The 19,662-nt window shown below is 74.3% G+C and carries 21 protein-coding genes; 15 read left to right on the top strand and 6 right to left on the bottom strand.

Going from position 1 to position 19,662, the window contains the following annotated elements:
* Positions 1–19 precede the first annotated feature (19 nt).
* The 3 genes from ACZ4M3_RS08585 (at position 20) to ACZ4M3_RS08575 (ending at position 2,454) form a co-directional block, all read left to right on the top strand.
* Positions 20–511 (top strand): PH domain-containing protein, encoded by a 492-nt coding sequence (locus ACZ4M3_RS08585; protein ID WP_467730880.1) that lies wholly within the window; start codon positions 20–22, stop codon positions 509–511.
* Entirely contained in the window at positions 508–1,878 is a 1,371-nt protein-coding gene (locus tag ACZ4M3_RS08580; RefSeq protein WP_467730879.1) for a PH domain-containing protein, read from the top strand. The genes ACZ4M3_RS08585 and ACZ4M3_RS08580 overlap by 4 nt, the downstream gene beginning before the upstream one ends.
* Before the next feature lie 102 nt (positions 1,879–1,980).
* Entirely contained in the window at positions 1,981–2,454 is a 474-nt protein-coding gene (locus tag ACZ4M3_RS08575; RefSeq protein WP_467730878.1) for a carboxymuconolactone decarboxylase family protein, read from the top strand.
* Between the two features lie 50 nt (positions 2,455–2,504).
* Here ACZ4M3_RS08575 and ACZ4M3_RS08570 read toward each other — a convergent pair whose 3' ends face one another.
* Together ACZ4M3_RS08570 and ACZ4M3_RS08565 are read right to left on the bottom strand one after the other, a co-directional pair.
* Positions 2,505–3,182, bottom strand: a complete 678-nt coding sequence (locus ACZ4M3_RS08570) for a response regulator (RefSeq protein WP_467730877.1) — start codon at positions 3,180–3,182, stop codon at positions 2,505–2,507.
* 3 nt (positions 3,183–3,185) lie between these two features.
* Positions 3,186–4,388, bottom strand: a complete 1,203-nt coding sequence (locus ACZ4M3_RS08565) for a sensor histidine kinase (RefSeq protein WP_467730876.1) — start codon at positions 4,386–4,388, stop codon at positions 3,186–3,188.
* Between the two features lie 107 nt (positions 4,389–4,495).
* Between ACZ4M3_RS08565 and ACZ4M3_RS08560 the strand changes: the two genes are divergently transcribed.
* Positions 4,496–5,512, top strand: coding sequence for an SAM-dependent methyltransferase (locus tag ACZ4M3_RS08560; RefSeq protein ID WP_467730875.1), 1,017 nt, complete (start codon positions 4,496–4,498; stop codon positions 5,510–5,512).
* Between the two features lie 39 nt (positions 5,513–5,551).
* On the opposite strand, the gene ACZ4M3_RS08555 is transcribed toward ACZ4M3_RS08560, so the two are convergent.
* The 3 genes from ACZ4M3_RS08555 to ACZ4M3_RS08545 form a co-directional block, all read right to left on the bottom strand.
* Complete coding sequence (locus ACZ4M3_RS08555; protein WP_467730874.1) at positions 5,552–7,108, bottom strand: M28 family metallopeptidase; 1,557 nt, start codon at positions 7,106–7,108, stop codon at positions 5,552–5,554.
* Between the two features lie 125 nt (positions 7,109–7,233).
* On the bottom strand, positions 7,234–8,358 hold the full coding sequence (locus ACZ4M3_RS08550; RefSeq protein WP_467730873.1) for a DUF5937 family protein: 1,125 nt from the start codon (positions 8,356–8,358) through the stop codon (positions 7,234–7,236).
* Positions 8,359–8,845: 487 nt separating this feature from the next.
* Positions 8,846–9,970, bottom strand: coding sequence for a threonine aldolase family protein (locus ACZ4M3_RS08545; RefSeq protein ID WP_467730872.1), 1,125 nt, complete (start codon positions 9,968–9,970; stop codon positions 8,846–8,848).
* Positions 9,971–10,079: 109 nt separating this feature from the next.
* Here ACZ4M3_RS08545 and ACZ4M3_RS08540 point away from each other — a divergent pair, with 109 nt between their 5' ends.
* From ACZ4M3_RS08540 to ACZ4M3_RS08490, 11 genes are all read left to right on the top strand, one after another.
* Entirely contained in the window at positions 10,080–11,081 is a 1,002-nt protein-coding gene (locus ACZ4M3_RS08540) for a Rossmann-like and DUF2520 domain-containing protein (protein ID WP_467730871.1), read from the top strand.
* On the top strand, positions 11,078–12,088 hold the full coding sequence (panC, locus tag ACZ4M3_RS08535; protein ID WP_467730870.1) for a pantoate--beta-alanine ligase: 1,011 nt from the start codon (positions 11,078–11,080) through the stop codon (positions 12,086–12,088). Before ACZ4M3_RS08540 ends, panC begins: the two co-directional genes overlap by 4 nt.
* Positions 12,085–13,827 (top strand): L-aspartate oxidase, encoded by a 1,743-nt coding sequence (locus ACZ4M3_RS08530; protein WP_467730869.1) that lies wholly within the window; start codon positions 12,085–12,087, stop codon positions 13,825–13,827. Before panC ends, ACZ4M3_RS08530 begins: the two co-directional genes overlap by 4 nt.
* Entirely contained in the window at positions 13,824–14,813 is a 990-nt protein-coding gene (gene nadC, locus ACZ4M3_RS08525; RefSeq protein WP_467730868.1) for a carboxylating nicotinate-nucleotide diphosphorylase, read from the top strand. The genes ACZ4M3_RS08530 and nadC overlap by 4 nt, the downstream gene beginning before the upstream one ends.
* 3 nt (positions 14,814–14,816) lie before the next feature.
* Complete coding sequence (locus ACZ4M3_RS08520; RefSeq protein ID WP_467730867.1) at positions 14,817–15,626, top strand: type III pantothenate kinase; 810 nt, start codon at positions 14,817–14,819, stop codon at positions 15,624–15,626.
* A 704-nt stretch (positions 15,627–16,330) separates the two neighbouring features.
* Positions 16,331–16,525 carry a DUF397 domain-containing protein gene (locus tag ACZ4M3_RS08515; protein WP_467730866.1) on the top strand — a complete coding sequence of 65 codons (195 nt, stop codon included), beginning with the start codon at positions 16,331–16,333 and terminating at the stop codon, positions 16,523–16,525.
* A gap of 105 nt (positions 16,526–16,630) precedes the next feature.
* Positions 16,631–17,260 (top strand): hypothetical protein, encoded by a 630-nt coding sequence (locus ACZ4M3_RS08510; protein WP_467731329.1) that lies wholly within the window; start codon positions 16,631–16,633, stop codon positions 17,258–17,260.
* 14 nt (positions 17,261–17,274) lie between these two features.
* A complete protein-coding gene (locus tag ACZ4M3_RS08505; protein WP_453408385.1) occupies positions 17,275–17,442 on the top strand; it encodes a hypothetical protein in 168 nt (55 codons plus the stop codon).
* 108 nt (positions 17,443–17,550) lie between these two features.
* Entirely contained in the window at positions 17,551–18,012 is a 462-nt protein-coding gene (locus tag ACZ4M3_RS08500) for a BlaI/MecI/CopY family transcriptional regulator (RefSeq protein ID WP_467730865.1), read from the top strand.
* A 9-nt stretch (positions 18,013–18,021) separates the two neighbouring features.
* Positions 18,022–18,552 (top strand): amino-acid N-acetyltransferase, encoded by a 531-nt coding sequence (locus ACZ4M3_RS08495; protein ID WP_467730864.1) that lies wholly within the window; start codon positions 18,022–18,024, stop codon positions 18,550–18,552.
* Positions 18,553–18,727: 175 nt separating this feature from the next.
* Positions 18,728–19,063, top strand: a complete 336-nt coding sequence (locus tag ACZ4M3_RS08490) for a histone-like nucleoid-structuring protein Lsr2 (RefSeq protein ID WP_467730863.1) — start codon at positions 18,728–18,730, stop codon at positions 19,061–19,063.
* Here ACZ4M3_RS08490 and ACZ4M3_RS08485 read toward each other — a convergent pair.
* Complete coding sequence (locus ACZ4M3_RS08485) at positions 19,045–19,650, bottom strand: SCO3374 family protein (RefSeq protein ID WP_467730862.1); 606 nt, start codon at positions 19,648–19,650, stop codon at positions 19,045–19,047. The genes ACZ4M3_RS08490 and ACZ4M3_RS08485 overlap by 19 nt on opposite strands.
* Positions 19,651–19,662 lie beyond the last annotated feature (12 nt).

The raw sequence follows: 19,662 nt of genomic DNA, 5'->3' as shown, positions 1-19,662 counted from the left end.
GCAGCCCTACGCTGTGCGCATGGAAATCGGGACAACGGGTGAGACGAGCCTCCCCGACTGGGTGGGACTGCCGGGCGGCCTGCTCAGGCTGCGTCGGCTGCTGCTGGCGTGCTGGGCACTGCTCCTCACGGCGGTGACGGGGGTCGTGCTGGGGCTCACCGCCGGCCCGGCGTGGGCGGCCTGCGGGGCGGTGTGGCTGGCGGCGCTGGCGTGGGGCTGGGTGCTGCTCGGGCGGAACTGGCGGTCGTGGCGGTACGCGGAGCGGGCCGATGACCTGCTGATCACCCGGGGCGTGCTGTGGCGGGCCCAGACGGTGGTGCCGTACGGGCGCATGCAGCTGGTGGAGGTGACCTCGGGGCCGCTGGAGCGGCGCTTCGGGCTGGCCTCCGTACAGCTGCACACGGCGGCCGCGGCGACCGACGCGAAGATCCCCGGGCTGGTCCCGGCGGAGGCCGAGCGGCTGCGCGACCGGCTGACCGAGCTGGGCGAGGCAAGATCGGCCGGCCTGTGAGCACGGCGGACGCCCGGGGCGCCGAGGGGGTGGAGCTGCCGGAGCCGCCGGGGCTGCCGGGGGCGCCCGCGGCAGCCGCGTACGAGCGCCGGCTGCACCCGCTGACTCCGCTGCTGCGCGCCTGGGTGCCGATCGCGGCGGTCATCGGCGTGGTCGCCCAGCAGGGCGACCGGGCCGAGGAGTGGATCACGGAGCTGTCCGTGCCGCTCCGTTTCCTGGTCCTCCTCGCCCTGCTCCTCGTCTTCGGTACGTACGGGCTGCTGAGCTGGTGGTTCACGCACTACGCCGTCACCGGAACCGAGCTGCGCATCCGCAGCGGGCTGCTCTTCCGCCGCACCGCCCACATCCGGCTCGACCGGATCCAGGCGGTGGACGTCACCCGGCCGCTGCTGGCCCGGCTCGCGGGGGTCGCGAAGCTGCGGATCGACGTCATCGGCACCGACGACAAGGACGAGCTGGCGTACCTGGCGGAGCAGGACGCCGCCGCGCTGCGCGCCGAACTGCTGGCCCGGGCCGCCGGCTTCGCCCCGGCCGAGGCGGTGGCGCTCGGCGAGGCGCCGGAGCGGGCGCTGCTCCGGGTCGGGCCGCGCGAGCTGGTGGTCTCGATGCTGCTGAGCCTGGAGGTGCTCGCGGCGGTCGTCGGCGGGCTGCTCGTCCCCGTGGCGGTGTGGTGGTTCAGCGCCAACCCGTGGGCGGCCGCGGCGGTCCTGCTGCCGATGCTGGGCGGGGCCTGGAAAAGCAGCGCGGGCCGGTTCCTCACCGAGTACGACTGGACGGTCGCGGAGTCCCCCGACGGGCTGCGGCTCGACCACGGGCTGGCGGACCGGGTGCACGAGACGGTGCCGCCGGGCCGGGTGCAGACCGTACGGATCGTCGAGCCGCTGCTGTGGCGGCGGCGCGGCTGGGTGCGGGTGGAGCTGGCGGTGGCGGGCTCGAAGAACGACGTCCTGGTGCCGGTGGCCGCGCGGGACGCCGCGTACGGGGTGATCGCGCGCGTGCTGCCGGGCGTGGACCTGGCGGCGCTGCGCTTCGCCCCCGCCCCGCGGTCCGGCGCCCGGTGGGTGGCTCCGGTCCGGTGGCGCGGCTACGCCGTGGCCGTCTCCGCGGAGGTGTTCGCCGCCCGGCGCGGGCTGCTGCGCCGCCGTACGGAGATCGTCCCGCACGCCAAGGTGCAGAGCGTCCGGCTCACCCGGGGCCCGTGGATGCGGGTGCACGGCGTGGCCGACGTACACCTCGACACCGGGGCCAACGGCACGGTGACGGCCCGGCTCCGTCCGGCGCCGGAGGCGGCCGCCCTGCTCCACGCCCAGGCCGACCGCTCGCGCACCTCGCGCGGCACGGCCCGGCCGGACCGCTGGATGACCTGACGGCCCGGGGCGGTGACGTGCGTCTCGTCCGGGGCCTGTCACATCGGGCCGGGCCGCGCCGTCAGAGCTGTGTCAGCCCGTACCACGGCAGAGGAGTCCACGATGAGCGCCCGTTTGAACGTCTTCGGCAACGCGACCGCAGGCAAGTTCCTCAAGCACATCAATTCGGCGGGGAAGGTGATCTCCGACTCGGCGCTGCCCGCCGCGACGCAGGAGCTGGTGAAGATCCGTGCCAGCCAGGTCAACGGGTGCGGGTTCTGCACCGACATGCATGTCAAGGACGCCCTCGCCGCCGGTGAGGACGCGCAGCGCCTGCACCTGGTCGCGGTGTGGCGGGAGGCCACGGTGTTCACCGACGCCGAGCGCGCCGCACTGGAGCTGGTGGAGCAGGGGACCCGCATCGCGGACGCGGCCGGCGGCGTCCCGGACGAGGTGTGGGCGAACGCCGCCAAGCACTACGACGAGGAGCAGCTCGTCGCCCTCGTATCGCTGATCGCCCTCATCAACGCCTACAACCGGCTCAACGTCATCGTCCAGCAGCCCGCCGGCGACTACCAGCCCGGCCAGTTCGGCTAGGCCGTCTCCACTGGATACCGCCGGATACCGCCGGAACCGCCCGGCCGCCGTCAGGCGGCCGGGCCGCCGCCCGCGCGGACCAGGCCGGACTCGTAGGCCAGGACGACCACTTGCACCCGGTCGCGCAGGCCCAGCTTCGTCAGGATCCGGCCCACGTGCGTCTTCACCGTCGCCTCCGACAGCACCAGCCGGGCCGCGATCTCCCCGTTCGACAGGCCCTGCGCCACCAGCAGCATGACCTCCCGCTCCCGCTCCGTCAGCCGCTCGATCTCCTTGTTCCGCGGTTCCTGCGAGGTCGTCGGCAGCATCGGCGCGAACCGGTCCAGCAGCCGCCGCGTCGTCGACGGCGCCACCACCGCGTCGCCGCTGTGCACCGAGCGGATCGCGGCCAGCAGCTCCGCCGGCGGGACGTCCTTGAGCATGAAGCCGCTCGCGCCCGCCTTGAGACCGGAGAACGCGTACTCGTCCAGGTCGAAGGTGGTCAGGATGATCACCTTGGGGTGCTCCTCCGGCTCACAGATGCGCCGCGTCGCCTCGACCCCGTCGAGCCTGGGCATCCGCACGTCCATCAGCACCACGTCCACCTGGGTGGCCCGCAGCACCTCCAGCGCCTCCAGGCCGTCACCCGCCTCGGCCACGACCTCCATGTCCGGCTGGGCCGCGAGCACCATCCGGAAGCCCGTGCGCAGCAGTACCTGGTCGTCGACCAGCATCACGCGGATGGACATCAATCACCTCTTCTTGAGTGGGAGGAGCGCGCTGATCCGGAAGCCGCCGCCCGGCCGCGGGCCCGCGTCCAGCGTGCCGCCGACCATACCGATGCGCTCCCGCATGCCGATCAGTCCGTGCCCGGCGCCGTCGACGCCGCCGTCCTCGTACAGTTCGTGGGCGGCGCCCCGCCCGTCGTCCTCGATCAGCAGGCCGAGCCCGTCGTCGAAGTACACCAGCCGGACGCTCGCCTTCGCCTCCGGGCCGCCGTGCTTGCGCGTATTGGTCAGTGCCTCCTGCACGATCCGGTACGCCGTCAGCTCCACCCCGCTCGGCAGCCGCCGCGGCGCGCCCTCGACGGCGAAGTCCACGTCGAGCCCGGCCGTGCGGACCTGCTCCACCAGGACCTCGATCTGTTCGACGTCCGGCTGCGGCACGTAGTCCTCGGACTCCTGCGGTTCGCCGGTGCGCAGCACGCCCAGCAGCCGCCGCATCTCGGCCAGTGCCTGGCGGCCGGTGCCGGAGATGGTCTGGAGCGCCTCCTTGGCCTGTTCCGGTGCCACGTCCATGACGTACGCGGCACCGTCCGCCTGGACCACCATCACCGAGACGTTGTGCGCGACGACGTCGTGCAGCTCGCGGGCGATCCGGGCGCGTTCGGCGGCGACGGCCACCTTGGACTGCGCCTCGCGCTCCTTCTCCAGCCGCTGGTTGCGCTCGACGAGCTGCGCGTAGTAGGCGCGGCGGGTGCGCAGCGAGTCGCCCAGCACCCAGGCGAGGGCGAAGGGGACGACGGCGAAGAGGGTGAAGAAGAAGTTGTCGCTGGTGTTGCCCTTGTCGACGTGGAAGCGCAGGGCGTACAGCGGCGAGGCGGTCAGCCCGAGCGCGAACGCGAACCGGGAGAGCCGGCGCGAGACCTCGCCCGAGGCCGCCACGGTGTAGAGGATCACCAGCATCCCGAAGTCGCCGTTGTGCACCTCGACACCGGCGGCCAGCTGGTAGGCGCCGGTGCCCACCGCCAGCCAGAACATCTGCGGCGTCCACTTGCGGCGCAGCGCGATGACGACGCCCATCGCGAGCACCGAGGGCACGATGAGCAGCCGTTGCCCGGTGCTGTAGTGGTCGGCGGACGCCAGGTCCAGCAGCGCGATCCCGCACAGGAGGACGGCCCAGAAGCTGTCGACCCCTGTCGGGTGTCTGCGGAGGAAATCGTAGAGGCGCTGCACGTAACCCAGCGTAGGCAAAGGAGATAGGTGCGGGAGTCAACCACAGGGGCGATCCGTACGAAGGGGGCGTACTCCCCAAGGTGGAGGGTGACCTTAGCCTGTGGGGGATGAGCGCTCAGGGTGAAGGGATCGGGCCGGTCCGGTGGCGGACGGCCATGGAGGCGGCGCTGTACGGACCGGGCGGCTTCTACGTGGACCCCCGCGGCCCCGGCCCCGCCGGGCACTTCCGTACCTCCGTGCACGCCTCGCCGCTCTACGCGGGGGCCGTGGCCCGGCTGCTCCGCGCGGTGGACGAGGCCCTCGGCCGGCCCGCGGGGCTGGACCTGGTCGACATGGGGGCCGGCCGCGGGGAACTGCTGACCGCGGTGCTCGCCGCCCTGCCGGCGGAGACGGCGGCGCGGGTGCGTCCGTACGCCGTGGAGCGCGCGGCCCGGCCCGCCGGGCTGGACCCCCGCGTCCGCTGGGTCGCGGCGCCGCCCCGGGGGACGACCGGGCTGCTGTTCGCCAACGAATGGCTGGACAACGTACCGCTGGAGATCGCCGAGGACGGGCGGTACGTCCTGGTCGCGCCCGACGGTACGGAGCAGCCCGGCGGCCCGCTGGAGGGCCGGGACCGCGGCTGGCTGGAGCGGTGGTGGCCGGGCCCGGGCCGGGCGGAGATCGGCCGCCCGCGCGACGAGGCCTGGGCGGCGGCCGTCGCGACCCTGGACCGGGGCCTGGCGGTGGCGGTGGACTACGCGCACACCCGCGGGGCCCGGCCCCCGTACGGCACCCTGACCGGATTCCGCGGCGGCCGTGAGGTCCGGCCGGTCCCGGACGGCAGCTGCGACATCACCGCGCACGTAGCCCTGGACGCCTGCGCGGGACCGGGCGCCGTGCTGCTCGCGCAACGGGAGGCGCTGGCCGCCCTCGGCGTCTCGGGCACCCGCCCGCCGCTCGCGCTGGCGTCGAGCGACCCGGCGGCGTACGTGCGCGCCCTCGCCGCGGCGGGGGAGGCGGCCGAACTCACCGCGCGCGGCGGCCTCGGCGACTTCGGCTGGCTGGTGCAGCCGGTCGGCATCGACTGCGGGAAGGGCCCGGACGGCCCGGGCCCGCTGGACGGCCTGGGGCTCCGGCCGGGCTGACGCTGACGCCGTGCGGCGCCGCCCGGCCGGAGCGCCGCACTACTGCGTCACGTTGTGGTCGTGGCCCTCGCGCAGGCCGCCGCCGCTGCCGCCCGCGCCGCCGCCCGCGGGGGCGGGGGCGACCGGCCGGGCGAGCGGGGCCAGGTCGTAGGCGTAGTGGCCGACCGCGTTCGCGATGACGTCGACGTTGAGGTCGAGCGCCTTGTGGTCGATGTTGGCGAGGGTGTCGCCCTTGCCGTGGTAGTTCACGTCGTAGGCCACCCCGGCCTGGCCGCCGAACTTGGCCGCCTGCGCCGCGGTCTTGATGCCCTCGGCGCCGGTGTCGGTGCCCCCGGACGGGATCCCGGCCTCGATGAAGGGGCCGTAATCCGAGCGGCCGGTGAAGTCCGAGCCCTCGTGCGGGATCCTCCGCTCGTCCAGGAAGTCGGTGATGCCCTTCTCCAGCTGGGCGGAGCCCGCGGGCCCGGGGCCGGAGCCGACCTTGTCCGAGTCGTCGCCGTCGTAGACGAAGTAGGCGGCGTTCGGCGAGGCGATCATGTCGAAGTTCAGGTAGAGCCGGATCTGCTTCTTCTGCGCGTCCGTCAGGCCGCCCACGTACGCCTCGGAGCCGAGCAGGCCGAACTCCTCCGCCGACCACCAGGCGAACTTGACCTTGTTCTTGATGTGCTTCTGGCTGCTCGCGAGGCGCTGCGCGACCTGGAGGATGCCGGCCGAGCCGGAGCCGTTGTCGTTGATGCCGGGACCGGCCGCGACCGAGTCGAGGTGCGCGCCGAGGAAGACGGTGTTGTCCTCGTCGCCGCCGCTGGTCTCGGCGACGACGTTGTACGTGGTGCGGTTCTCGCGCAGCTCGCGGATGTCCAGGGTGACCTCGACCGGTCCGGCCGCGGCCTCGGCGGCGAGCTTCTCGCCCTCGGCCTGGGTGACGCCGCCGGTGGGGACCTTGCCCGCGTCGGCGCTGCCGAGGGTGCCGTTCAGGGCTCCCTCGGTGTTGTTGTAGATGATCGCGCCGACCGCGCCGGCCGCCGCGGCGTTGGCCTGCTTGGCGGCGAAGGTGCAGCCGCCGCGCTTGACGAGCGCGATGCGCCCGGTGAAGGCGCCGGCCGCGAAGTCGCCCGGCTCGCAGCCGTTCGTACCGTCCGCGTCGACGGGGACGACCGCGAGCCGCGCGGTGACGCCGTCGGCCGGGCCGCTCGCGGTGTACGTCATCAGCTTCACCGGGACCTCGCGCGGGGAGGCGCCGTTCACCTTGAGGGTCTCGGCGACGGTCTCGACGTACACGAAGTCGAAGGCGTTCCTCGTGACCTTGTACCCGGCCGCCTTCATCACGGCTTCCACGTACTGGGCGGACTGCACGTGGCCCTTGGAACCGGCCACCCGGGTGCCGTTGTTGTAGTCGGCGATCGACTGCAGGACCTTCAGGTGGGTCTCGGCGCCCTTGCCGGTCGCCTCCTTGACCAGCTTCTTCGCCAGCGCGTCGCCCCGGGCGGCGTCGCTCTGCGGGCTGCTGGCACCGGCGGGGCCGGCGAGCAGCAACGGGGAGGCCAGGGCCAGTGCGGCCAGGGCGGCGGTGGCTGCGGCTATACGGCGTGAGGGCATGAACGTCCTTTCACGGCGGGCAGGCTGGGCGGTGGACGCACGGTAAGCAGCGGGGAGCCGCTCCCGCCATGCCTTTCACTGTTTCCGGTTCGTGAAATCCGGATACCGGTGTGTCCGGGGGCGGGTCACCGCAGGATCCCCTCGATGAAGTCGGAGCCGATGCGGGCCACCACGGACAGGTCCAACTGGTGCTGCACGTACCGCCCTTGGCGACGGGTGTGCAGGAGTCCGGCCTTCTTCAGCGCGGCGAGGTGCCGGGACACCTCGGGGGCGGATATGCCGCATACGGTGGCCAGCTCGCCGGTCGTGTACGGGGCCCTGGCGAGGCTGCGGCACAACTGCATCCGCATCGGGTGCGCGAGGGCGTCCATGCGGAGCCGGAGCAGCTCCACCGAGCCGGGGGCGGCGGCCGGTTCGGGGGAGCCGAGGGGGTAGTGGACCACCGGGCGCCAGCCGGGGGCGTGCAGCACGAGCAGGTGCGGCCAGCCGAAGTTGGTGGGGATGAAGACCAGACCCGGGCCGATGCGGGGGTCGGTGGCGGTGGTGGAGCCGTCGACCATCTTGTCGGCGGTGATCGTGGTCCCGGCCTCGTCTACGCCGAGCGCCGCCGAGACCTCCCGGAGGGCGGCGGGCAGGCCCTTGCGGCGCAGCACCTCGGTCTTGTGCCGGGCGTCGGCGGCCTGCTGGGGGCCGGTCCGCCGCCAGGTCTCGGCGAAGAACGCCGCGTCGCAGTCCTCCAGGAGGCGGCGCAGCCAGACCCGGACGGCGGCGGTGTCGTCCAGCAGCCGCCGCGAGAACCGCAACTGCGCCGGCCCGCGGGCGGCGGCGGCCTCCAGGACCCGCGCGCGGGAGGCCGGATCCTTGAGCGGGGAGGGCGCGCCGCCCTCGTTGTAGAGCGCGAGCCAGCAGTGTTCGAGGGCGGCCGTCACGAAGCGCTCGTCGTCGAGGCCGTCGAGCACGTCGAGCTCCTCGGCCAGGGTCGCGGCGGGCAGGCCGGTGCCGCCGGGGGTCCCGGCGAAGGGCATGAAGATGTCGGAGAAGGAACTGCGCCACAGGAAGTCGGCTTCGAGCAGCCGGTCGGCGAGGCAGGGGTCGAGCGCGGCGGCGGTGGCGGCGGCCCAGGACGCGAGGCGGGGGTGGTGGGCGGGCTGGGAGAGCGCGTGCAGGGCCATGCAGAGTTCCGCGAGGGGGGAGGGCGCGAAGCGGATCCGCTCCGCGGGGAGCCCGGCGATGTCGATGGTGACGCTCATCGCCCCATTCTCCGACCCGCCCGGCCCCCCGCCCCCCGCCCGGGCCCGTCCGGGCGACCCGGCCCCGCCTCAAGCGCCGGCGGCGCTGGAAGACGCGTGCCCCGGCCGGGCAAATTCAGCCTCGTGGGGACGCCTCTGGGAGTCCTCACGGCTGCGCGTTTTCAGCCTCGCCGGCGTTTGAGGCGCGGGGGTCGGGGGCTGGGCCCCCGGCAGCGGCGCCGCACCTGTCCGCTGCGCGGAGCTGTCCCCTCCCCGCCCTTCCCCCGTTCCCCGGGCGCTGCCCGGACCTGCGCCTCGATCTCCCCCAGCTAGCGCTGGGAGGTGCCCCCACCGGGCTGGGAATGCCCGGCGGGACTGTGGTGGGTGCTGCCCGGGCCTGCGCCTCAAACGCCGGCGGGGCTCAATTTGGCCGGCCCCCGCGGCGGCGGCGCACCCGGACGCGGTGCTCACCGCCGGACGGGACGGTCCCGGACAGCCGCGCCGGAGGCTAGAGGCGGGTGGTGAAGTCCGCGACCGCCTCGCGGACGTCCGCCGGGGTCCAGGACAGGGCCGGGGCGGTGATCTCCAGTTCCGTCAGGGACACGTCCGGCGGCCCGCCGGGGGCCCAGCGGCGGAACAGGACGCGGCCCGTCTCCTCCGCCTGCCGCAGGCCCGCCTCCGTGAGCCGGTCGGCCCCGTACGGCAGCCACACCTGGAACTGGTGCGTGTGCGGCACCTCCGGGTGCACCCGGAACCACGGCACCCCCGCCTCAGCGAAGCCCTCCCGCAGCGCCGCCGCCACCACCCGCGCCTGCGCCACGTACGACGGCAGCTCCGGCAGCACCCGCTCCAGCCCGGCCAGCCCCGACAGCGCCTGCGGGAACTGCCGGAAGACCTGGCCCCCGTACCGGTGCCGCCACACCCGCGCCTCCTCGACCAGCGCGGCCGGACCGGCCAGCGCCGCCCCGCTCAGCCCGCCGAGCGACTTGTACAGGGACACGTACACCGAGTCCGCCAGCCCCGCGATCTCCGTGAGCGGCCGTCCGAAGTGCACCGTGGACTCCCACAGCCGCGCCCCGTCGAAGTGCACGACCGCGTCCCGCTCCCGCCCCGCCTCCACCAGCGCGACCAGCTCTTCCCACGTCGGCAGCAGGAACCCCGCCTCCCGCAGCGGCAGCTCCAGCATCAGCGTGCCGAACGGCTCCGCCAGCTCCGCGACCTCCCGCGCCGTCGGCTGCCGCGCCTCCCGCGTCGGGTGCACCGTCCGCAGCCCCGACACCACCGACAGCGCGCCGCCCTCCCACAGCTCGGGGTGGCTCATCGGGTGCAGCGCCACCACCGGGTTCCCGGTCCGCCCCGCCCAGCACCGCAGCGCGACCTGCTGCGCCATCGTCCCGCTCGGGAAGAACGCCGCGTCCGCCATGCCCAGCAGCTCCGCGATCCGCCGCTCCAGCCGCGCCACCACCCCGTCGCCGTACACGTCGGCGCCCTCGTCCGGGTCCGCCCCGGCCAGCCCCGGCAGGGCCGCCAGCAGCTCGCCCACCGTCGGCTCCAGCAGGCTCCGCGACAGCACCCGGTCGGCCCCCCGCCATGCCGCCACCAGCCGCTTCGTCCGGTCTTCGTCATCCGTCATGCCCCGATCATCGCCCGGGTCACCGCGGACCGGCCGACACGCCCAGGGGCTAGCATGGCGGCGTATCGTCCGGTACCCCCCGCGGACTGGAACGGAAGGCATTCCCCGCGTGAACGCACCCCATCAGACGGAGCCCCGGGATCCGTCCGACCGCCCCGCCAGGCTCGCCGTGGGCGTCGTCGGCGCCGGCCGGGTCGGCCCCGCGCTGGCCCGCGCCCTCCAGCAGGCCGGGCACCGCCCCGTCGCCGTCTCCGGCGTCTCCGACGCCTCCCGCCGCCGGGCCGACCGGATGCTGCCCGACGTGCCGCTCGTGCCGGCCGCGCAGGTGCTCGAGCACGCCGACCTGGTGCTCCTCACCGTCCCGGACGACGCCCTGCCCGCCCTCGTCGAGGGCCTCGCCGAGACGGGCGCGATCCGCCCCGGCCAGCTCCTCGTCCACACCTCCGGGCGCTACGGGACCGCCGTGCTGGACCCCGCCCGCCGGGCGGGCGCCCTCCCGCTGGCCCTGCATCCCGCGATGACCTTCACCGGCACCGAGGTCGACGTGCAGCGCCTGGCCGGCTGCTCCTTCGGCGTGACCGCCCCCGACGAGCTGCGGCTCGCCGCCGAGGCCCTGGTCATCGAGATGGGCGGGGAACCGGAGTGGATCGCGGAAGAGAGCCGTCCGCTCTACCACGCCGCCCTCGCCCTGGGCGCGAACCACCTGGTCACCCTGGTCGCCCAGGCCATGGAGCTGCTGGGCAAGGCCGGCGTCGAGCACCCCGACCGGATGCTCGGCCCGCTCCTCGGCGCGGCCCTCGACAACGCCCTGCGCTCCGGCGACTCCGCCCTGACCGGCCCGGTGGCCCGTGGTGACGCCGGTACGGTCGCCGCGCACATCGCCGAGCTGCGCGAGCACGCGCCCGCCGCCGTCCCCGGCTACCTGGCGATGGCCCGGACCACCGCGGACCGCGCCCTCGCGCACGGCCTGCTCAAGCCGGAGCTCGCCGAGGACCTGCTCGGCGCCCTCGCGGGCACCGCGACCACCGCCCCGGCGGCCGGCCCCCGTACCGACCCGGGGACCGGCCCCGGCCCCGACCCCGACACCGACCCCGAGGGCGACGGCCGATGACCGAGCACCCGCTGCTGCTGAACACCGCCGACGCGCTGCACCGGCTCCCGCGCACCGGCCGCCGCGCCGTCGTCATGACCATGGGCGCCCTGCACGACGGCCACGCCACCTTGGTCCGCACCGCCCGGGACCTGGCCGGCCCGACCGGCCAGGTCGTGGTCACCGTCTTCGTCAACCCCCTCCAGTTCGGGGCCAACGAGGACCTCGACCGCTACCCCCGCACCCTCGACGCAGACCTCGCGGTCGCCGCGGCGGCGGGCGCCGACGCCGTGTTCGCCCCGGCCGTCGACGAGGTGTACCCCGGCGGCGACCCGCAGGTACGGATCAGCGCCGGTCCCATGGGCGGGCGCCTCGAAGGGGCCACCCGCCCGGGCCACTTCGACGGCATGCTCACCGTCGTCGCCAAGCTGCTCCACCTCACCCGCCCCGACCTGGCCCTCTTCGGCCAGAAGGACGCGCAGCAGCTGGCCCTGATCCGCCGCATGGTCACCGACCTCAACTTCGCCGTGGACGTCGTGGGCGTGCCCACCGTCCGCGAGGAGGACGGCCTCGCCCTGTCCTCCCGCAACCGCTACCTCTCCGCCGCCGAGCGCCGGACCGCCCTGGCCCTGTCCCGCGCCCTGTTCGCGGGCCGCGACCGGCTCGCCGCCCAGGCCGCGCTGCGCGCCCGCGCCGTGGCCTCCCCGGCCAGCGACCAGCGGGCCACCGCCCTGGCCCGGCTCGGCGAGATCCGCGCCTCCGCCGACGCGCACGCCGTCTCGGCGGCGGTCTCCGCCGCCGGGGCCGGCCTGCCCGATGCCGTACGGGCGGCCGCCCTGCACGTCCTGGACGAGGCGGCCCGCCAGGACCCGCCGCTGGCGCTGGACTACCTGGCGCTGGTGGACCCGCAGGACTTCACCGAGGTCGGCCCCGGCTTCACCGGCCAGGCCGTGCTGGCCGTCGCCGCGAAGGTGGGCTCGACCCGGCTGATCGACAACATCCCATTGGAGTTCGGAGCACACACGTGAGCACCCCAGGCACAGGCACCGCCGGCACCGGCATACGGCTGCACGCCCCCGCCCCCGGCTGGGCCGTCGACGCCGACGTCGTGGTCGTCGGGTCCGGCGTGGCGGGCCTGACGGTGGCGCTGCGCTGCGCCGCCGCGGGCCGCCGTACGGTCGTGGTCACCAAGGCCCGGCTCGACGACGGCTCCACCCGCTGGGCCCAGGGCGGCATCGCGGCCGCCCTCGGCGAGGGCGACACCCCCGAGCAGCACCTGGACGACACCCTGGTGGCCGGTGCGGGGCTGTGCGACGAGGCCGCCGTCCGGCTGCTCGTCACCGAGGGCCCCGGCGCCGTACGCCGCCTCATGGCGTCCGGCGCCGTCTTCGACACCTCCGCCGAGACGGGCGAGATCGAGCTGACCCGCGAGGGCGGCCACCACCGCCGCCGGATCGCCCACGCGGGCGGCGACGCGACGGGCGCCGAGATCTCCCGGGCCCTGGTCGAGGCCGTCCAGGCGGCCGGTATCCGCACCGTCGAGAACGCGCTCGTACTGGACCTGCTCCAGGACGCCGAAGGCCGTACCGCCGGCGTCACCCTGCACGTCATGGGCGAGGGCCAGCACGACGGCGTCGGCGCCGTCCACGCCCCGGCCGTGATCCTCGCCACCGGCGGCATGGGCCAGGTCTTCTCCGCCACCACCAACCCGGCCGTCTCCACCGGCGACGGCGTGGCCCTCGCCCTGCGCGCCGGCGCCGAGGTCTCCGACCTGGAGTTCGTGCAGTTCCACCCGACCGTGCTGTTCCTGGGACCGGACGCCGAGGGCCAGCAGCCGCTGGTGTCGGAAGCGGTCCGCGGCGAGGGCGCCCACCTCGTGGACGCCGACGGGGTGCGGTTCATGGTGGGCCAGCACGAACTCGCCGAGCTCGCACCGCGCGACATCGTCGCCAAGGGCATCATGCGCCGCATGCAGGAACAGGGCACCGGCCACATGTACCTGGACGCCCGGCACTTCGGCGCCCAGATGTGGGAGCAGCGCTTCCCCACCATCCTCGCCGCGTGCCGCGCCCACGGCATCGACCCGGTGACCGAGCCCATCCCGGTCGCGCCCGCCGCCCACTACGCCTCCGGCGGCGTCCGTACCGACCTGCACGGCCGGACCACCGTGCCCGGCCTGTACGCCTGCGGCGAGGTCGCCTGCACCGGCGTGCACGGCGCGAACCGGCTCGCCTCCAACTCCCTGCTGGAGGGCCTGGTCTTCGCCGAGCGCATCGCCGAGGACATCGTCGCCCATCCGCCGGCCGTGGGCGCCCCGGTCGTCCCCGTCCCCTCCACCGGCCCGCTGCAGCCCGCCGGGGCGCGCTACGAGGTCCAGCGGATCATGACGGACGGCGCGGGCGTCCTGCGCTCCGCCGAGTCCCTCGCCGGGGCCGCCGCCGCGCTCGAAGACCTGTACGCGGCCGCCCTGTACGACCTGGAGGCGCACGGCAAGACCGCCGAACCCGGCGTCGACACCTGGGAGGCCACCAACCTGCTGTGCGTGGCCCGGGTCCTGGTCGCCGCCGCGCGGCGGCGCGAGGAGACCCGCGGCTGCCACTGGCGCGAGGACCACCCCGACCGGGACGACGCGAACTGGCGGCGCCACCTCGTCGTACGGCTCTCCGCGACCGAGCAGCGGGCCCTGGTCGTCACCCCCACCGACTCCGCGGACTTCCCGTCCGTACGGCACCCCCTCATCTCCGACAGCATGGAGCAGTCAGCGTGAGCACGCACGAGCACGACCACCAGCACGACGAACTTCCCCTCCTCGACCGGGCGGAGGGCGGCTGCGGCGACGACTGTGCCTGCGGTGACGGCGAGGAGTCGGGCCTGGACCCGGCGCTGGCCCAGCTGCTGACCGACGCCGGACTGGACCCGATCGAGGTCGAGGACATCGCGCACATGGCGCTGTCCGAGGACCTGGACGGCGGGGTCGACGTCACCACCGTCGCCACCGTGCCCGAAGAGGCCGAGGCCGTCGCGGACTTCGTCGCCCGCGAGGACGGCGTCGTGTCCGGCCTGCGCGTCGCCGAGGCCGTGTTCTCGATGGTGTGCACCGAGGCGTTCGAGGTGGAGCGGCACGCGGAGGACGGCGACACCGTCAAGGCCGGCCAGGTGCTGCTCTCCGTCCGCTCCCGCACCCGCGACCTGCTGACCGCCGAGCGCAGCGCGCTGAACATCCTGTGCCGGATGTCCGGCATCGCGACCGCCACCCGCCGCTGGGCCGACGTCCTGGAGGGCACGACGGCCAAGGTCCGCGACACCCGCAAGACCACGCCCGGGCTGCGCGCGCTGGAGAAGTACGCGGTCCGCTGCGGCGGCGGCGTCAACCACCGCATGTCCCTCTCGGACGCGGCGCTGGTCAAGGACAACCACGTCGTCGCCGCGGGCGGCGTCGCGCAGGCGTTCACCGCCGTGCGCGAGGCCTTCCCGGAGGTTCCGATCGAGGTCGAGGTGGACACCCTGGAGCAGATCGGCGAGGTCCTGGAGGCGGGCGCCGACCTGATCCTGCTGGACAACTTCACGGTGGCGCAGACGGCCGAGGCCGTGGCCCTCGTCGCGGGCCGCGCCACCCTGGAGTCCTCGGGCCGGCTCACCCTGGACACCGCCCGCGACTACGCCCTGACCGGCGTGGACTACCTGGCGGTGGGCGCGCTCACCCACTCCTCGCCGATCCTCGACATCGGCCTCGATCTGCGCGAGGCGGTGTAACCGGTGCTCCTCACCATCGACGTGGGCAACACCCATACGGTTCTGGGCCTGTTCGACGGTGACGAGATCGTCGAGCACTGGCGCATCTCGACCGACCCGCGCCGTACGGCCGACGAGATGGCCGTCCTGATGCAGGGCCTGATGGGTACGCACCCGATGCTCGGCACCGAGCTGGGCGACGGCATCCACGGCATCGCGATCTGCTCGACGGTGCCCTCGGTGCTGCACGAGCTCCGCGAGGTCACCCGCCGGTACTACGGGGACGTCCCGGCGGTGCTGGTGGAGCCCGGAATCAAGACCGGGGTGCCGATCCTGATGGACAACCCGAAGGAGGTCGGGGCGGACCGCATCATCAACGCGGTCGCGGCCGTCGAGCTCTACGGCGGGCCGGCCATCGTGGTCGACTTCGGTACGGCGACCACCTTCGACGCGGTCTCGGCCAAGGGCGAGTACGTGGGCGGGGTGATCGCCCCGGGCATCGAGATCTCGATGGAGGCGCTGGGCGTCCGGGGCGCCCAGCTGCGCAAGATCGAGCTGGCCCGGCCGCGCAACGTGATCGGCAAGTCCACGGTCGAGGCGATGCAGTCGGGCGTGGTGTACGGCTTCGCCGGCCAGGTGGACGGGGTCGTCGCACGCATGGCCAAGGAGCTGGCCGGGCCGCACGGCGAGCCGGACGACGTGCGTGTGATCGCGACGGGCGGGCTGGCCCCGATGGTGCTCGGTGAGTCCACGGCGATCGACGACCACGAGCCGTGGCTGACGCTGATCGGGCTGCGGCTGGTCTACGAGCGCAACGCGCCCAACTTCGCCTGACGCGCCCGGGACCGCGGCCGCGCCCCGGGTCACCGGTCGGCGTCGTGCCGGACGCCTGTGCCCGTACGCGCGGCCGGGTTCCGCAGCACCCATCGCGGCCCGTCCGGAGCCCGCCGCCCCCGGTGGCCTGTGCGGGCCGGCCCGCTGCGGGTCCTCGGCCGCCGGGAGCCGGGCCGGGCCGTCCCTGTTCCGGTGCCGTTGGCGGTCACCAGCGACACCTCGACGTCGGGCGGCCGCGGTCGGGTCCCGCCACTCATGCCCCCCGGGGGAGTCCGTCCGCCCCCCGGGGGCCTGAGCGGGCCGGCCCGCTGCGGATCAGTGGCCGCCGGGAGCCCGGCCGGGCCGTCCTTGCCCGGGGCGCCGTGGGGGATCACCAGCGACGCCCCGACGCCGGAGGTGCCCCGGTGGTCCCCGGGCCCGCCCGCGCCGCCACACGGGCCCGTGCCGGCCCGCGTGGGACCGGCGTCGACTCGGCGAGCAGGCGGAACCGGGCGCGGTGTCGGTCTGCGGGGGACCGGCCCTGGATCCGTGATCAGCCGGAACCGGCGCCCGCCCCCGGAAAACGGCCCGCCCCGGCGTGCGCGAGGCCCCGATCGCGCAGCCTCCCGAGGAATTTCCCCGGAAATGGCCGGAACGCGCGCCTGTCGGGGATACGGTCCCTTCCGGGAAACACCCGAACCCTTCCCCGGCGGAGGAGAACCACCATGACCGCGACCGCTCGGCTCACCTGGCAGAAGTCGTCCTACTGCGGCGAAGGCGAAGACGCCTGTGTCTACGTCGCCTCCGCCCCGGGCGTCCTGGTCCGCGTCGCGGACCGCGCGGACCCGGCCCACCTGGTCCTGGCCACCACCCACGCGGCGTGGGCCGCCTTCCTGGAAGCGGTCAAAGCGGCGCCGTGAGCGGCGGCGGGCCCCCGGCGCGCCGGGAACGGGCCATATCGGGGATTTTGTCCGATTAGCGCGTATCTTCGCCCCATGCCCACGCCCTACGGTTCCCGCGGCGGCATGGCGTTCAGCGCTGCTGAGCTGCACCTGCTCAGGCGTTCGCTCGCCCACGCCCTCCAGTCCTCCACGGCCCCCCTGACGGCCGGCGAGGTCCAGGACTGCCTGCGCCTCGCGGCGTCGGTGGACGACGCGGTGCAGGAGGCGGGGCGGCTCAGAGCGTTCCTCCTCGCCGACCTGGCCCGCTACAGAGCCGCCCTGCCGGGGAGCCTGCCCGGCTACCTGGAGCTGCTCCAGGACGCCCTGGCCGCCGGCTACGAGCCCGTCCCCGACGACCTCGCCGCGCTACGGGCGCTGCGCGCCAACCCGGTCGCCGCCGCGGTGCTGGAGCGGGCCCAGACGGTGGCGGAGCGCTCCGTGCGCCGTCGGCTCTCCACCACCCCGGCGCCCAGGACGCGGCTGCTGGCCCTGGCCGGCGGCCGCGAGGAGGAGCGGCGCCCCGAACCCCGCCCCGGCCCCAAACCGGCCGAGCGGCCCGCGGAGAAGCCCGCCGAGAAGCCCGCCGAGAAGCCCGCGCAGCCGGGCGGGAAGCCGGCCCCGCACCCGCAGCGGCCCGTCCCCACCCCGGGCGAGGTGTTCCCGCCGCGCCGCAAGCCCACCCCGCCCCCGACGGAGGACCGCGCCGTCGGCTAGCTACGCTGGTGGGCATGGACTACGTTTCCGCGCTCGTGCCCCCCTTCGTGATGGCCGTGTTCTTCATCTTCCTCGTCAGGACGATCGTGAAGAGCCAGGGCGGCGCCAACAAGGCAAAGGAAGACGCGGCGGTCGATGCCGTTCTCGCCCGCGCCGAGGCCGCCCGGCAGACCGGGAACTGACCCGGACAACTCGTTGTGGGGCCCCGACTTCGTCGGGGCCCCACATTTGTCGCGCGTTGCCCTCCGAATAGTCGGGCAATTCCCCACAAGCCGCACTATCGTGCTGTTGTGCCTCGGCCCCTGGGAGAACTCGAAGACGCCGTGATGACACGGGTGTGGCAGTGGAACCGCCCGGTCACCGTTCGTGAAGTCCTGGAAGACCTCCAGCAGGAACGGTCCATCGCCTACACCACGGTCATGACCGTTATGGACAATCTCCACCAGAAGGGCTGGGTCCGGCGGGAAGCCGAAGGCCGCGCCTATCGCTATACGGCGGTCTCCACCCGCGCCGCCTACTCGGCCGCGCTGATGAACGAGGCGTGGTCGACCAGTGACAACCCGGCGGCCGCCCTCGTGGCGTTCTTCGGCATGATGTCCCAGGAACAGCGGGAAGCCCTCCGGGACGCCGTACGGATCGTCGGCCACGACGACGAGGCGCCCGCGGAAGTCGTCGGAACCGAAGCGCCGCCCGCGGAAGTCGCCGAAGCCCGGGGGGACACCGGCGAGCGGCCGCCCGAGCCGGGGCGATAGCGTCGCCGCATGGGAGAGTTTTCCGCCGAAGACGCTAAAACAGTGACCATCCGCCGCGCGCGCACGGGCGATGTCCCCGCGCTGCGCCGCCTGCTCGACCAGTACGTGCAGCAGCGGATCCTGCTCGACAAAGCCCCCGTGGTCCTTTACGAGGACATCCAGGAGTTCTGGGTCGCGGAACGCGACGGCGACGGCCAGGTCGTCGGCTGCGGCGCTCTGCACGTCATGTGGGAAGACCTCGCCGAAGTACGCACTCTCGCGGTCGACCGCACGTTGAAGGGGGCCGGCGTGGGGCACCGGGTGCTGGACAAGTTGTTGGAGACCGCGCGCCGGCTCGGTGTGAGCCGGGTTTTCTGCCTCACCTTCGAAGTGGACTTCTTCGCGAAGCACGGCTTCGTCGAGATCGGCGAGACTCCGGTCGAGACCGATGTCTACATGGAGCTCCTGCGTTCCTATGACGAGGGCGTAGCCGAGTTCCTCGGTCTCGAACGAGTGAAGCCGAACACCTTGGGCAACAGTCGGATGCTTCTGCACCTCTGATCGGTGGCCGCTCGATCAGAGCCGCTTTTACGGGCTCCGCCCGCCTGTGGCCTATGTCCGAATCGCGCACGTTTCCCGCTCGGTGGCGGTCCTGAACCTTCCCCCGGGGGTTTGTGTTTTCCCGGCAAAAGCGGTTTCCTTTCCGCGTACTGCATTTTCGATGAAAGGAAATCCGGTGGCACAGAAGGTTCAGGTCCTTCTTGTCGACGACCTCGACGGTGGCGAGGCGGACGAGACCGTGACGTTCGCTCTGGACGGCAAGACCTACGAGATCGACCTCACCGCCGCCAACGCTGAAAAGCTCCGCGGCCTGCTCGACCCTTACACCAAGAGCGGCCGCCGCACCGGTGGCCGTGCCGCCGCGGGCCGCGCCAAGGGCCGTACCGCCGCGGGGTCCGGCAACCCGGACACCGCGGAGATCCGCGCCTGGGCGAAGGCCAAGGGCCTCACGGTCAACGACCGCGGCCGCGTCCCCGCCGAGATCCGCGAGGCCTACGAGAACCGGGGCTGACCCACGGCGCCGGCCCGTCCCGCCAGGGCCGTACGCCGCCGCAGGCGCGCCCGGTGGCACTCCGTCGCCGCCGCGGCGACCAGGCGTACGAGATCGGGCCCGGCGCCCTGGCCCGGACCGGGCAGGGCGGGCAGTGATGCCTCGCACCCCTGCTCGGGGGGTCGCAGCCATACGGCGGCCCCCTGCGGGCCGCCCGCCGCGGCCTGCCCGGGAGGCGCCGGGGCGGTGATCAGGCCACCCGCGCCGAGGGCGGTGAGGCCCAGCTCCACCCCGCCCCATTCCAGCCAGTCGAGGAGCCCGTCCAGCTCCTCCGCGCTCCCCGGCGCCACCAGGAACCGCATCCGGCGGCCCGCGACGGCCACCGGCCCGGTGGCGACCCGGCGGCGCAGCACCTGTGTCCCCGCGTCGGCCGGCAGTTCCAGTACGTCGAACCCGGTCCCGGTGGCGAGCCTCGCGGGCGCGGTGCCCGCCAGGGTCCAGCCGGGTACCCGGGCGTACCAGGCCGCGTAGGAGTCCGCGTCCGGCGCGCAGCGGGGCGGCGGGACGACGGTGAGACCTGGGGCGTTCTGGGCGGCGGTGAGTGCCATGTCCCGAGCAAC

Source organism: Streptomyces sp. NPDC026522 (genome assembly GCF_055567555.1).
Note: the sequence above shows the minus strand (reverse complement) of the source record. Positions and strands in the feature narration are given on the sequence as shown.

Coding starts and splice junctions, on each gene's coding strand:
- ACZ4M3_RS08585 (WP_467730880.1), top strand. CDS start 20: ATGGAAATCGGGACAACGGGTGAGACGAGCCTCCCCGACTGGGTGGGA.
- ACZ4M3_RS08575 (WP_467730878.1), top strand. CDS start 1,981: ATGAGCGCCCGTTTGAACGTCTTCGGCAACGCGACCGCAGGCAAGTTC.
- ACZ4M3_RS08570 (WP_467730877.1), bottom strand. CDS start 3,182: ATGTCCATCCGCGTGATGCTGGTCGACGACCAGGTACTGCTGCGCACG.
- ACZ4M3_RS08560 (WP_467730875.1), top strand. CDS start 4,496: ATGAGCGCTCAGGGTGAAGGGATCGGGCCGGTCCGGTGGCGGACGGCC.
- ACZ4M3_RS08555 (WP_467730874.1), bottom strand. CDS start 7,108: ATGCCCTCACGCCGTATAGCCGCAGCCACCGCCGCCCTGGCCGCACTG.
- ACZ4M3_RS08550 (WP_467730873.1), bottom strand. CDS start 8,358: ATGAGCGTCACCATCGACATCGCCGGGCTCCCCGCGGAGCGGATCCGC.
- ACZ4M3_RS08545 (WP_467730872.1), bottom strand. CDS start 9,970: ATGACGGATGACGAAGACCGGACGAAGCGGCTGGTGGCGGCATGGCGG.
- panC (WP_467730870.1), top strand. CDS start 11,078: ATGACCGAGCACCCGCTGCTGCTGAACACCGCCGACGCGCTGCACCGG.
- ACZ4M3_RS08515 (WP_467730866.1), top strand. CDS start 16,331: ATGACCGCGACCGCTCGGCTCACCTGGCAGAAGTCGTCCTACTGCGGC.
- ACZ4M3_RS08510 (WP_467731329.1), top strand. CDS start 16,631: ATGGCGTTCAGCGCTGCTGAGCTGCACCTGCTCAGGCGTTCGCTCGCC.
- ACZ4M3_RS08505 (WP_453408385.1), top strand. CDS start 17,275: ATGGACTACGTTTCCGCGCTCGTGCCCCCCTTCGTGATGGCCGTGTTC.
- ACZ4M3_RS08495 (WP_467730864.1), top strand. CDS start 18,022: ATGGGAGAGTTTTCCGCCGAAGACGCTAAAACAGTGACCATCCGCCGC.
- ACZ4M3_RS08485 (WP_467730862.1), bottom strand. CDS start 19,650: ATGGCACTCACCGCCGCCCAGAACGCCCCAGGTCTCACCGTCGTCCCG.